This window comes from uncultured Polaribacter sp., from assembly GCF_947501385.1.
In the GTDB taxonomy this organism is placed as follows: domain Bacteria; phylum Bacteroidota; class Bacteroidia; order Flavobacteriales; family Flavobacteriaceae; genus Polaribacter.
Window position 1 is genome coordinate 15,611 of sequence record NZ_CANMVP010000019.1, and the last position, 13,652, is coordinate 29,262.

Here is a 13,652-nt window from a genome sequence, read left to right on the forward strand (position 1 = left end):
TTATCTTATTAATAACCAGGGTTTTGATTTAAAAGACCCTTACTTAAGTTAATTTCTCTTGATGGAATTGGTAACAATAATTTTCTAGCGTTATAACTAGGATAAACCGATATATCCTCATCGTTATCTTCTGCTGAATGATTTTGCAATACAGTATCAGCAACTCCAAATCTTAACAAATCGAAGAAACGCTGATTTTCAAAAGCCAATTCTACTCTTCTTTCTAATAACAATTCCTCTTGGGTTATTGACCCATCTGCATCATTGGCTAAACCTGCACGATTTCTAACAGCGTTAAATGAACTTAACGCATTAGAATCACTAGTGCTAGTTGCACCAGAAACTCCCAAAGTTGCTTCTACATGCATTAATAAAACATCTGCATAACGTAATACGATCCAATCATTACCAGCATCTCTAGGAAGAGTTCCATAGGTTGGAAGAGACGAATCTGTAGTAACATCAGACCCATCAGGTAAAAACTTTGCTACTTCAGCGGCTTGTGGTACCGGCAAATCTGCATCATCACCAAAAGCAGTATATGAAACTGCTGTTCTATTCCCTCCATTTGCAACAAAAGCTGCTATTAAATTAGGATTCACAATATTTAAACCATCCTGTCTTCCTTGGCGATTAAATGATGTGAATTCAGACGAGAAGCCTTGACTTTCATTTTCGTTTCCAAAATCATATCGAATAACAAACATAACTTCGTTATTTAATTCATTGTAAAATACGTCGCTAAAATTACCTTCTAAACTAAAAGTTGCTTCTGCTATAATGGCTTCACACAAAGATTTTGCTCCACTGGCGTTCGGCGATGGTTGAGATAAATACACTTTTGCCAAAAGTCCTTGGGCTGCTCCTCTAGAGGCTCTAGCTTTATAACTATTATCTAAAGTACTAACCGCTTCTTGCAGGTCTTCAACAATTTGTTCATAAACTTTTGACTTAGGTGCTCTGGTAAAAAGTAGTTCGACCTCATTAGATGCTACAACAGAGGTTACTAATGGCACAGAACCGATTGTATCATCATCACTACCATAGAGCCTAACTAAATTAAAGTATGCATACGCCCTTAAAAATTTAGCTTCAGCTGTATATTTAGCAATATTTGAAGCATCTGCAGCAGCTACATAATTAATAACACTATTTGCTCTAAAAATAATTTCATACATAGATTGATAATAATCTTCTGATTGTATGCTGTTTGCATCTGTTACATATCTATGAAAATCGGCTCTTGACCCTTCTAGGGTAGCACTTCTTGTATTGTCTGAACGATGTTCAGTTAAAAGATATTCAAATTGTACTCCTCTATTAAAATCAGAGTTATTTGATTCTGTGTTTTCATTAACACCTTGTAAGGCATCATAAATCCCAATAATTCCAGATAACACATCTGCATCTGTTTGAAAGTATGAATCAGCAGAAATAGCTGTATCTGGCACCGGATTTAAAAATTCATCAATATCACAAGAAGTAAAAACCGCTACTGATAATGCAAAAAATATATATTTTAAATTATGAAAGTATTTCATTGTTACTTTTTTTTTTAGATTAAAAATTAAGGTTTAAACCAACTGAATAAGTACTAAACAAAGGCGTACCTGCTCTTTGAGAACCATAAGATATTGCTGTATTATTATTATCTATATATTCTGGATTAAAGCCGTGATAATCGTCAGAAGTTATATATATTAAATTTTGACCAGTAGCATAGATTCTTAATGAGGATAATCCTAATTTTGATGTAACATCTGCTGGCAATTTATAACCAATGTTTACATTACGTAATGAAAAATACCCAGCATTCTGAACAATATCGCTTGTGAAAATTTTCTGTTGTAGAAAAGAAACATCAGGAATAGTTCCATTAGCCACTAGCTGTTCTGGAGCACCATCTAGAGTAGCTCCGCTAAAGTGATAAAAATATTGATCCCCTACGTTTCTTATTTGACCTCCTTGGCTTCCTTGAATCATAAAAGAAAAATCAAAATTGTGTATTTTAAAATCATTAGTTAAACTCCAAATGATATCTGGATAAGGGTCTCCAAGAATTGTTTTATCATCATCAGTAATCAAACCATCTCCATTCAAATCCTTAACAATAATATCTTGAGCCTGTCCATTAATTCTATTGTAAGGAGTATCCCAATATTCCGTTGTAATTTCCTTATCTGCTACATACCCATAAAAAGACGAAATAGGGTTTCCTACTAAATTTATCCATTGTGTATTCCTATCAAACCCGTCAACCGTTAAGTTTCCGTTGTCATTACCAAAATCAAGTAATTCGTTTTTATTAGTTGATGCGATTACAGTAGTATTCCATGAAAAATTTTCATTAGAAACATTTTTGGTTCTCAATTCATATTCAAAACCACTATTTCGTACTTCTCCTATGTTTACAATTCCTCCACTAAATCCAGTAACATAAGAAACATCTTGATTTAATAATAATGCATCACTTGTTCTATTATAATAATCTATTGAACCTGATATCCTGTTATTTAAAAAACCAAAATCTACTCCAGGATTAAACTCTTTAGAAGACTCCCATCCCAGGCCTGCATTCGCAATATTTAAAGGAGCAAAACCTGCAGCAACAGCACCGTCGTCAACAATAGCACTAGCAGATTGTAATAATGCCAAATAAGGCACTGTATTTGTTAAATCATCCCCTGTACTAAAGTTTTCGTTTCCTGTAAGACCATAACTTCCTCTAAATTTTAAAAGATTAATAAAACTATCCTCTAAAAAATTTTCGTTATGAACATTCCAACCTACAGATATAGCAGGGAAGTTACCCCACTTTGTATCTACACCAAAAACAGAACTCCCATCTCTTCTAATTGAAGCATTGAATAGGTATTTATTATCATACACATAATTAACTCTTGCAAAATAACCTATCTTTCTAATTATCCAATTCTGTTCACCATCTGCTACAGGCTTGGTAATAATTGTTGCTCCTTGCAAGTTTTTTAACAAATCATTAGAATAACCACTTCCATTTACAGTAGATGACTCTTGAGTTCTTTGTTGAATTGTAGCTCCCGCTAGTAGATTAAATTCGTGATTGCCAATTACTTTATTATAAGATAAGGTATTATCCGAAATCAATCTGCTCCTAAACCTATTTCTCAACTCATATGCCGCACCATTTGAATGATGATGTTCTGTACCATCCCATCTTGTTCTTTTGCCATGTTCTAAAGTAACTCCTAAACTTGTTTTTGCTGTTAAACCATCTAAAACTTTATAACTTAAATAAGTAGAAGTTAATAATTTAGTTTTAAATTCAAAATGCTCTCTCTCTACATATTGCGCATAAGGGTTTTGATCTCCCGAAGTACGAGGTGTTGTACTGCTACCATCACCATTTATGTCTATTTCATCTAAATGATCTTCTCGAAAATAATCTCCTACCACAACATTAGGATATGCATCTCTATCAATAAACTGAAGTGTTCCCGCTGTATGATAAATAGGCAACCAAGGAGATTGTCTTATAGGATTATGAATAGAAGTGGGTAATGATCTTTTCTTTGAATAAGAAGGGGTAGCGCTAATTCCAAATTTAAGTTTTTTACCTATTTTAGAATCAACTTTCAAATTCGCTGAATATAACTTGTAATCATCGGTTATCACAACCCCTTCATCGTGAAGGTATCTTAAAGATGTACTAAATTTTGTGTTTTCAGTACCTCCTCTTGCAGATAAAGAATGACTTGTAATAAAACCTCCATTAAAGAAAACATCTTGCCAATCTCTATCAATACCTGTTACTTCAATTAGTTTTTGTGCGTATAAGGTTCCATTACTAAGCTCTCCTTCTGCAGCCAATTCTACAGCAGCCCAGTCAGAGAGACTTCTACTATAATCCTCACTTTTAAAAGCTTGTTTATAACCTGTGTAAGTATTATAACTAAATTTTGTATCACCTGCTTTTCCTGTTTTGGTAGTAATTAAAATTACACCGTTAGATCCTTCACTACCATAAATAGCTGCAGATGCTGCATCTTTTAAAATTTCAAAAGACGCTACATTATTCATATCTAAATTTCCAAGAAAATCAGAATCGACAATGATCCCATCGACAACTATTGCAGGTCCAGATTCAGATGATATTGACCCTGTACCTCTAATTCTAATAGTAGGTGCTCCTCCTGCCTCAGCATTTGTTGCCGAAATATTAACTCCCGATACCTGACCAATTAAAGCGTCATCTACCCTTGCTACCGCTATTTGATCTAAATTTTCATTTACAACTTTAGATATAGCACCTGTAAGGTGAGATTTTCTTTGTGTACCATAACCAACAACTACAATTTCATCTAACAAGCTCGCATCTTCAATTAAAGAAATATTTAATATTTTTTGATTATTTATAATTACAGTTTGAGCTGCAAAACCTAAATAAGAAAACTGCAATACATCACCCTTCTTTACCTTTAAAGAGTAATTGCCATCAAAGTCTGTTTGTACACCTTTTGCTGTTTTCAATACCTGAATTGTTACTCCAGGAAGAGCTGAACCATCCTTTGATTTAACAGAACCCTTTAAAGTAAATGTATCTTGCGCATAAAAGGAAATGTTTACTAACATTATTAACAGTAATGTTATTTTAAGTTTTAATTTCATAATTTTATTTTATGTTTTTAAATGTAATTAATTCACTGTTTATTAGTGAATTTTAATTTTATACATGGCTTTCAAAATAAAAATCCAAAAATTAAAACTATAGAAATAGTTTTTTGTATTTTTGATATTATTACTGCTTGGCTGAAAGGTTGTATATATACTTCCTTCAAGAGAAGTATTTTTAAAGGATGGGCGCACACCTATCCTTTTTTTTATTCTAATAATTTACTGGTTTACCAGATTGGTTTACCAAATATATGTTTTTTTTCTTCAAAAAAAAATAATTCTTAAATAAAAGTTAAAAAGTTTTAAATTTATTCCATAAAATCTTCTCTAATAGGACTAAAAACATCTATAAGAGTTCCTGCTTTTATACAAACCGCACCATGCAATACATGTGGTGGAATGTATACAGAATCGCCACCATTAACCGTTTTGGTCATATCACCTATAGAAAAGTCGAATGATCCGCTTTCCACATAGGTAACTTGTGAGTGATGATGTTCGTGCTTATAACCAATTCCACCTTTATCAAATGCTACTTTAACAAGCATAATTTTATCATCATAGCCCATTATTTTACGTTTAACACCCTCACCAACAACTTCCCAATCTTGATTTTCGTCTAATAAAAATTCTTTACTCGCTCCAAATGTTTTCATATATTGTATTTTATATTGTTATTTATAGTAATAAGAACCCACCCAAGTATACTTTTGATCATCTACGTTTATTGAGTGTTTTTTATCTTTTGAACTTTCTAAATTTGAAAGAATTAAAATTTTCGATTTCCCTGATTCAAAGTAAATTTTTATGGATGTATACGTTGATGTATCACTTAAAATTTCAATTTTAGAAAAATTACTATATGCATTATTTGCTACTTCTTTCATAGGGTCATACGTTCCATGAGATTCTATAATAGATGCGTATGTAGTATTTTGAGTATCTTTTTTTCTAATGATAATTGCTGGGTCTTTTCTTAAATTGAATTTAGGATCATTCGCACCAATTCTTGCAAGGATTATTTCATCATCTTTATGGGTTGCAGATGTAATAGAATAAAACCTTCTATTGTCTAACCAAGTAAACTGAATGCTCTCTGAACCTGCGTTTCCAACAGCCTCTTTCCATAAGTGCTGATATCCGTTTTTGGTTCCTAAAGTTGCTAATGTTTTAGGCGAATTGTATTTGAAATTTGTTGCTACTATTTGTCCGAAATAATAAAAAGGCAAATCGTATTGATGCTTTTTATTCGCTTGAATTTTATTGATATCGATAACAAATGGTTTCTCTAACGCTTTATCTTTTATCATAATTAGGGTTCTATGCATTACTGTTCCAGGATATGCATTTGCTTCTTTTGCACTTACAAGTTGAAAAGCTGAATTCGAAACATCAAACACATATTTTTCTGAATGATTTTTGCTTCCTGTTGCAAAGTCGAAGTTGAAATGAGAAGTTTCATTCTGAACGACTGTGTTGTGTGCAATGGTTTGTTTTGCAAAACTTTTATTCTCTTTTAAATATCCGCCACCATTTTTTTGCTCTACATTTACAAAACGCGAAAGTCCGTAATCTTGTAAAACTTCATCACCATTTTCATACATAGAAAAAGACAATTTATCATAATGCCCGTGGCTTAAACCTTGCCCAGAATATTTCATAACAAGTGCCAATGTTTCAGTTGCTTTTTGATATCTTAAAATACCGATTCCGCCTTCATCACCTTTAGCACCATCTCTTAGTTCCATTGATTTTTTGATAAATGGTTTTTCTTTATTTTCTTTTAAGCCAATAGCAACACTTAAACCTGATGCATCTAATTGTACTTGATTTTGTTTTTTAGCAACCGATAATAATTCAGGATTTTGAGTCCCATAATAATAGGCAATATTAACTGCTGAAACCAAAGAAGATGTATAATAAGACATTCCTTTTTGTCCATCATTCAAAGGAAAAAACTCACCATCTGCATCTGTAAGGTTTAACAACGCATCTACGGCTTTGATTAAAACGCCATTTTTGTATTCAAAAATCTTTAGTGCTGGTTTTTTATTCTGAAGAGCTTCTGCAAAAATCAAAAAAGGATACATGGCATAGCGCTGGTAATAGGGCCCTTCTGTATAAAACCCATCAGGAGAAAAGGGCGAATCTAAATTGGCTAAAAAACCGGCTTTCCCTTCTTTGTCTTTTATAAAACCACCATCATTGTCTTTTGCATTCGGGTCTATATTATCACTTTTTAAACCGTATAGAGCTCTATTAACTAATTCATCATCATCCATTACCAAGCCAATCATACCCACCGCTACACTCCCCCAAGTTGAGTGGTTATGAACTCTATTAAAATATTGTGGCGTTTCTATAGATAAAAAATCTGCATACGGCCTAAATAGTGTTTTGTTTAAATATTTGGTTTGTTCTTCTGGCAACCAAGAATAGATACAGTCATAGGCTTGACTTGTATATACCAACCAGTTAGCATCGTTTAAACATTGCCAAAAAAATTTCCCTCTTGCGTAACTTCTGGTTTGAGGGTGTCTTGGTAATGTTGGAAACATTTTTGCATATTCCAATAACATATCTCTAATATAAATGGCATACTTCTCATCATCTACCAACTGAAATAAAACTCCAGCTTTCTGCATGGTTGCATAATTCAGTTTGTGTTGTGTATGTGTATAACCACCCGCCATGTCTTTAGGCACTGGAACATCAATTCCTTTTTTTATGGCTGCATCCACTTCTTTTTTTGCTTTGGTTAATGTTTTATCAAAAACAGGAATAGTCCCTAATTGAGATTTAATTTCTGAAACACTTTCTGTAGTTAAAATTAAGTTTGGGTGCTGACTGCCATCCGCAACAACAACAGTTTCTTTCTTCTCATTACAAGAAGAAAAAATAATAAATACCCATAAAAGTATTTGAAAATTCTTCATTTAAAATGGTTGGAAGCATAAGAACTCATAGGTATGAGTTCTTAATTTCAATTAAAATATTTTTATTATCTCTTTATTAATTTTTTCGAAGCAACGGAGTCTCCACTTGTCAATTTCAACATATAAACTCCTTTTGATAATGAAGAAACATCTAAGTTATGATCACTTAATTTTTCAGCACTTATTACTTTCTTTCCTAATAAATTGTACACCTCAATGTTATTGATTTCTAATGCTGAAGAAATGGTTACAAATTCATTTGCTGGATTTGGATATACGCTAAATTTAGAAGAAAAAACTTCATCTACTAACAATACTTCTTCTGCTGTTGGGTTTAACTCCCCATAAATACTATTTGGCATTTGATACTCTAAAAATGCGTCAGGTGAAACTTTAGAATCTGTAGAAGAAAAAGTCCAATTTGGGGGTAAAGACCCTCCTCCGTTAGAAGCTATAATCCAATCGTCGGCAGTAAATCCAGTTTTTGTTCCTTGTCTTAAAATGTAAGATACATTTGAAGAACCTTGATTTATAATGGTTGCTCCAGCAGTAATTTTAAAATCGCTCATATTATCATCGTATTCTCTTGCAAAAACAATTTGTCCATAACCATATTCACCTGTTTCAGATCCTGAAACTGGATCATCTAAATCTAAATAAGAAAAAGAGTCAAATAAAGCCCATTGTGTTGTGTGATCTCCAGTTGCATCAATTTGTCCATCATTATCAGCATCAATATCTATATCTTTGGGATTTACAGTTGCTGAAATTAACATATATGTTGCGCTAGCATCCGTAAAATTTCCATCATAACCAATATCTGGTGTTTGCGTATCTACAGCAGAAGAACTAGAACTACTAACATCTGTACCTGCTAACTCTATTGTAATAATAGTTGCATTTGCAGAAATTACAGAAGTATAAGGATTAGTGGTAACAGTACTATCATCGGTATCCGTATAATTTGCAACGACTGCTAAAATACCACTAGAACCAAATGTTCTTGTCCCATCTCCAAGCTGTATAACTTCTTTAACTTTACCCATGTCTGTTTTACCACTTTCTCCATCTCCCTCCACCATAATAAAATATAAAGTTGTTGGAATTAATGTATTTGGTGTACCTCTAAATTCAAAATACTCATTCGTTAAATCATCTGTATTTGGACTAGGAATTGCTTTGTTTATATATATTCCTGTTCCAGTCGGAATATTATCAAAAGTTTGAGCATATCCCAAAACTGTTGCAATTAATGCAATAAAAAGTACTATTTTTTTCATGTGAATAGTTTTAAAGTATTTATAATTAAAATTGAATTTAAAAATTGGTTTACCAATTTGGTTTACCAAATATACAAATAAATTTGATATATTAAAATTTTAGGTAAATTAAATTTAAAACACTTATTATTAAGGTCTTAGTCATACGTGTTAAGAATGAAATTATCCAAAGGTTTAATAGTTATTTCTTTCTTTGTTTTTAAGCTAATAATTTTGAAATTATTAAAGTATAGTGATTGAATTTCAATATTCTTATCTTTTGTACTAATAAATATGTCTACTTTTTCAGAAAATTGAATTTTTTTTCCTCCAATTTCAATTTCTTGAACTTCAAAAAGCAAGTGTTTGTTTTTTTTTGATAAAGTTTGACAAGCATCAGATTTTAGAGACAGACTGTTCAGTTTCCAACCTTTTAAAGTAGACTTTTCGGCATCTTCATCAATGCGTTCATCGTATTTAGAAAACGGAAATATAACAGTTATAAATTGATATTTTGCTCTTTTCTTTGTTGAAACAATACTCCATTCTTTTCCTCTTGCACCTGCAGTTTTAATATTATTAATTGTATTTAATTGATAAATATCGAGTCCAGATCCGTTAGAGAAACTTGCACGTAATAATTTTGGTGAATTTTCTAAACTATAATGACCTTGCCAAATTTGTTTGTAAATATGATTTTCTTTTGATGAAAAATTATCTTTTACAATCCAAAAATCATTTTCAACATTCATTACTTGTCTTGAATAATAAACTCCAATATTTTCAAATCCGTCGTGAGAACCAATAAGAACTTCTAAATCTTTATTTTTCTGAAAACCAATAACTTTTGGATTTGGCAATTGATGAAACTTCCCAAAACCACTTCCACCCTTATTTGAAGTATATTTTTTTCCTTGCAACTCATCATCAACTAAAGCAACATTTTTAGTCATAGAGTTTTTAAAGAGTTCTAAATCTTTTAAAGAATACCGAACTTGATAATTTGGTAACACAACATTTCCGTTTGCAAAAGCTTGAATTCCCAACATATCTCCATGTTGATGATCTGGCTTTTTTTCATCTAAACCTGCAGAAATAAGCATCATTTTATCATTGGCACTCCAACCTTCACGTAAAATATAATAACCTGTTTCTGGGAAATGATAAGATTTAATTACAGGTTTTTCTTTATTGATATTTTTTAAATTTTCTAACTGCTTTTTACTAGTATACCAATACATTTTACTGCTTACTCTAGTATTTGCGAAATAGCCAATAGAAGGATTTTTAAATAATAAATATCCTAAGGTAAGTGCCTCTGAAATATTATTTTTTTCTGCCCAAGGTGTATCCGTATCATCAGATAAAACGGGTGCAGATTTATCAGGAAATCCAATTTTAATTAGTGTTGTAAAAAGTGATTCTAATTTATTTTTCCAAAAATCATCAACTTTTAAATTGCTATTTTTTGCCAATTGATAGACATAAAAATAGTTTCCAATATCACTAATATGGTAATGAACTGTTCTTTCGAACTGAAAACCATCTTCATTAATTTCTTTGCGCAAATGTTCTGCTAATAAATTCATGGAATGTTTGTACCATACATCTGTATTTACGAAATCTCGCAATAATATGGAGACCATCGCCAAAGCAGACAATCCTCTTGTTTGATGATTTCCTGATTTAAATTTTTGATTCCTCTCAAATAAATAAGCACCATGTTGCAATAAAGTTGCAATTGTGGTTAATTGTTCTTCGTCTGAATATGTCTTTTCTCCAAGAAATAAATTATGAATTTGCAACCAATTTAAAACTCTATAACCAGATCTAAAAGCTTCGTAAACGCCATTTCCATCTTCTATAATTTCGAATTTATTAGCGTGTAATGCAGTATTTAATGAGTTGATTTGCGCTGTAAAATAATTTAAATACTGAACATCTTTTTGCTGATAAAAATAACAGAAAGCAAGATCTACCATTTTATGCTGACGCGCCAAATGTCTTAACTCATACGCATTTACAGGTTCTCCGTTTTTATAATTAAATGGTAATTTCCAAACTGTTTTTGAAGGATATTTATTAAAATGATCTAGTCCTCTAACAGTGTGTTTCTCTTTTGATGAAGGATATAATTTTGAATATTCTTCAAAACGTTTATCCGCAGTTTTATAATCGTAGAAATAACGGTCAGAAAACTTTTTTCTAAAATATTGTGCTAATTTTTTGGATGAAATTTCTCCGTTTTCAGAAAGTTGATTTTGAACTTCTTTTGTAAGAAAATTTGAAAGTTGAGAAACTTTTATAACTCTTTTACTTGGTATTTTTTGTCCGTAAACAGCTATTGAAAAAATGAATAAGAAAAGAATTTTTAGTTGTTTCATAAATTTGATATTTAACCGCAAAGAGCGCTAAAAAAACGCAAGATTCGCAACGTTTTTCTTTCTAATTCTTTGCGCTCTTTTCGAAAAAGCTCTGCGTACTTTGCGGTTAATCTTACTAGTACATCAACTTTAATTTTAAATTCTGAACAATTGCTACTTTTCCTGAATTTACAATGGTATTGTCCACTGGTTTTTGACCTTTTTCTCCCCAAAGAATGGCAATTAATTTTACAGGATTGTTTTTAAATGTGTTATTTTTAAATTCCACATGTACAATTCCTCTGTTCTTTATTAAGATATTGTTTGTGGATGATTTCCCTGAATTTAGTACCGTATTGTTATTAAAAACCAAGTTTCCACCAATGGTAGATTCATCATAACCACCTCTGTAGTACTCTAAAATGGTTTCAGAAATGGTATCGAAAGTAACATTCGTAATTAATACAAATGCAGCATTGTAATCTCCTTTGTCATTAATTTCTTTGTTTAAATGGAATCCTTTTAGACAATTTTTAACTATTGATTTTGACACCATAATTGTGTCTGCAAAAGATCCTTTAGAAACTTCTAAAACCGATTTAAAATTATGTATTTCAGAATTTTTAATAAACAAATTATAGGCTTTAGACATGTTTTTATCTAAGGTTGTAAATGCATTCTGATTCTGAGTTCCTTTAATAATGACACTTTCTAGATGTAAGTTTCCTTTTGGCTGCATCAAAAAAGCCGTATTCTCTGCAGTAAATTGAAGGATTGCTTTTTTAGTTGCATCCGTAGAAAAGAGGGTGATTTCTTTTTGAATTGCAATGGTTTTAGAAATTGAATATGCCAATGCTGTCAATTCGATTTTATCACCAGATTTTGACGCCATTATTGCCGTTTCCAATTCTTCTGAGTTTGCAACTTTATGTATTGTACTTTCTATTTTTTCAACTTCCGAAGAAAACCACGAAGTTCCGTATGTAGATTTGTCAATTAATAATTGATCTTTTCCACCAGAATTTACAATCGCACCAATTGTATTATTTTCTGTTGTTCTTTTGTTTCCAAATACGTCTGTGTTTATTTTATCAAAATCGAATCCATTATACACTTCAGAAATGTTCAAAGTTGGTACAAATAAATTTTCTGATACTTTAGCTAAAGAAAAATCTTGTTTTGTTATTCCGTCTGAAGTTACTGCACTTTTATTGTTATTATTAGAGATGTTGTTCTTAAAAGTAATACCATCCACTTTATCATAATTATAAATTGGGAATTCTGCTTTTGTCGAATTGTAAATTAAATTATTCGCAAAAATGGTTCTTACAGGTCTCGCAGAACGAATTTCAGATTTTGGTAAAACAGCACTTTGATCTACATTAGAACCGACACTAAAAAACCAAGGAGTTGGACAATCTACCCAAGAATTATAGGCAATTACAGCATCTGTAACTTGGTTGTATCTGTTTAAAGGCGATTTTGGAATTCCGTTCATGACCGCAACGGGCGCTCTAAATTCACTTCCTTTTAATTTGTAGAAATAGTTGTTTGTAATCCAATGACCTGTATTTATAACACGAATTCCGCCAATAAATTTAGAATTGTCGTTTCCAATAAAAACATTTCCATCTATGGTGGCATAATTTCCGTGTCTTAACACCAGAGAACCTTCACTTTCAAAGAACACATTGTTTTTAAAAATATTAAAATTAGACTTGCTAGAGATAATTTCAACTTCACCGTTACAACGTTCAAAATAATTATTTTCTACGTTGGTGTAAGAAGGTGTCATTGAAGTTCCGCTATCGCCAATTTGCATGGTTTCTCCATGAGGACCTCCTTTTCTGGGTCTTGGTCCAAAATGATTGTTAATAATTTGATGGTGATTATTAATATGCTGATTCCCTTTTAACATCACCATAACTGTAGGTCCGAAATTAGATTTTCCTGCAATATAATTATTACTCAACTCATTGTTTTGTCCCCAGATTTCTACCCAATGATCGGTTTTATCTCTGTCTAATTGTGTAAATTCTTCAATAACACAATTGGTAAATTTCGAGTTGAATGCAATTTTATTATCATCAATCTTAAAACGAATTACATACCTATTTGGTGTGAAACCGTTTCTAAAATGAAGGTCTTTTACAATTAAATAATTTCCGCCAATTGCTAAGTTCGAAATTCCTTCAATAAAGACTTTACCAGCAGTTTCTGCTCTTAAAGTTATGGGGTTTTCTTTAGTTCCTTCGCCATAAAACTCAATTTCTAGATTTTTGTAAATTCCGTTTTTTAGTACAATATCATCACCCGCTTTTGCATTTTTTATAGCATCTTTTAATTCTGATTCGTTACTGACCAAAACACTGTTTGTAGATTTTTCATTACATGAAATTAGTAGTAAAAATAAACTGATTATTAATAATGATTTATTCATC

Annotated in this window: 7 protein-coding genes; all 7 read right to left on the reverse strand. The window is 31.5% G+C overall.

Annotated elements, in window-relative coordinates; all coding sequences use genetic code 11:
- Nucleotides 1-8: 8 nt before the first annotated feature.
- On the reverse strand, nt 9-1,541 hold the full coding sequence (locus Q0998_RS12915; protein WP_299670391.1) for a RagB/SusD family nutrient uptake outer membrane protein: 1,533 nt from the start codon (nt 1,539-1,541) through the stop codon (nt 9-11).
- 19 nt (nt 1,542-1,560) lie between these two features.
- Nucleotides 1,561-4,647: a TonB-dependent receptor gene (locus Q0998_RS12920; protein ID WP_299670392.1), complete on the reverse strand. Its 3,087-nt coding sequence runs from the start codon at nt 4,645-4,647 to the stop codon at nt 1,561-1,563.
- Between the two features lie 314 nt (nt 4,648-4,961).
- Nucleotides 4,962-5,309: a cupin domain-containing protein gene (locus Q0998_RS12925; RefSeq protein ID WP_299670393.1), complete on the reverse strand. Its 348-nt coding sequence runs from the start codon at nt 5,307-5,309 to the stop codon at nt 4,962-4,964.
- A gap of 18 nt (nt 5,310-5,327) precedes the next feature.
- A complete protein-coding gene (locus Q0998_RS12930; protein ID WP_299670394.1) occupies nt 5,328-7,589 on the reverse strand; it encodes an alginate lyase family protein in 2,262 nt (753 codons plus the stop codon).
- Between the two features lie 65 nt (nt 7,590-7,654).
- Nucleotides 7,655-8,869, reverse strand: coding sequence for a T9SS type A sorting domain-containing protein (locus Q0998_RS12935; protein WP_299670395.1), 1,215 nt, complete (start codon nt 8,867-8,869; stop codon nt 7,655-7,657).
- A gap of 137 nt (nt 8,870-9,006) precedes the next feature.
- Nucleotides 9,007-11,232, reverse strand: a complete 2,226-nt coding sequence (locus tag Q0998_RS12940; RefSeq protein WP_299670396.1) for a heparinase II/III family protein — start codon at nt 11,230-11,232, stop codon at nt 9,007-9,009.
- A 115-nt stretch (nt 11,233-11,347) separates the two neighbouring features.
- Nucleotides 11,348-13,651, reverse strand: coding sequence for a chondroitinase-B domain-containing protein (locus tag Q0998_RS12945; protein ID WP_299670397.1), 2,304 nt, complete (start codon nt 13,649-13,651; stop codon nt 11,348-11,350).
- Nucleotide 13,652: the final 1 nt, after the last annotated feature.

What these genes read in the sequence shown, in the direction of transcription:
- Q0998_RS12915 (WP_299670391.1), bottom strand. Translation starts at nt 1,541, where the DNA reads ATGAAATACTTTCATAATTTAAAATATATATTTTTTGCATTATCAGTA.
- Q0998_RS12920 (WP_299670392.1), bottom strand. Translation starts at nt 4,647, where the DNA reads ATGAAATTAAAACTTAAAATAACATTACTGTTAATAATGTTAGTAAAC.
- Q0998_RS12925 (WP_299670393.1), bottom strand. Translation starts at nt 5,309, where the DNA reads ATGAAAACATTTGGAGCGAGTAAAGAATTTTTATTAGACGAAAATCAA.
- Q0998_RS12930 (WP_299670394.1), bottom strand. Translation starts at nt 7,589, where the DNA reads ATGAAGAATTTTCAAATACTTTTATGGGTATTTATTATTTTTTCTTCT.
- Q0998_RS12945 (WP_299670397.1), bottom strand. Translation starts at nt 13,651, where the DNA reads ATGAATAAATCATTATTAATAATCAGTTTATTTTTACTACTAATTTCA.
- Q0998_RS12935 (WP_299670395.1), bottom strand. Translation starts at nt 8,869, where the DNA reads ATGAAAAAAATAGTACTTTTTATTGCATTAATTGCAACAGTTTTGGGA.
- Q0998_RS12940 (WP_299670396.1), bottom strand. Translation starts at nt 11,232, where the DNA reads ATGAAACAACTAAAAATTCTTTTCTTATTCATTTTTTCAATAGCTGTT.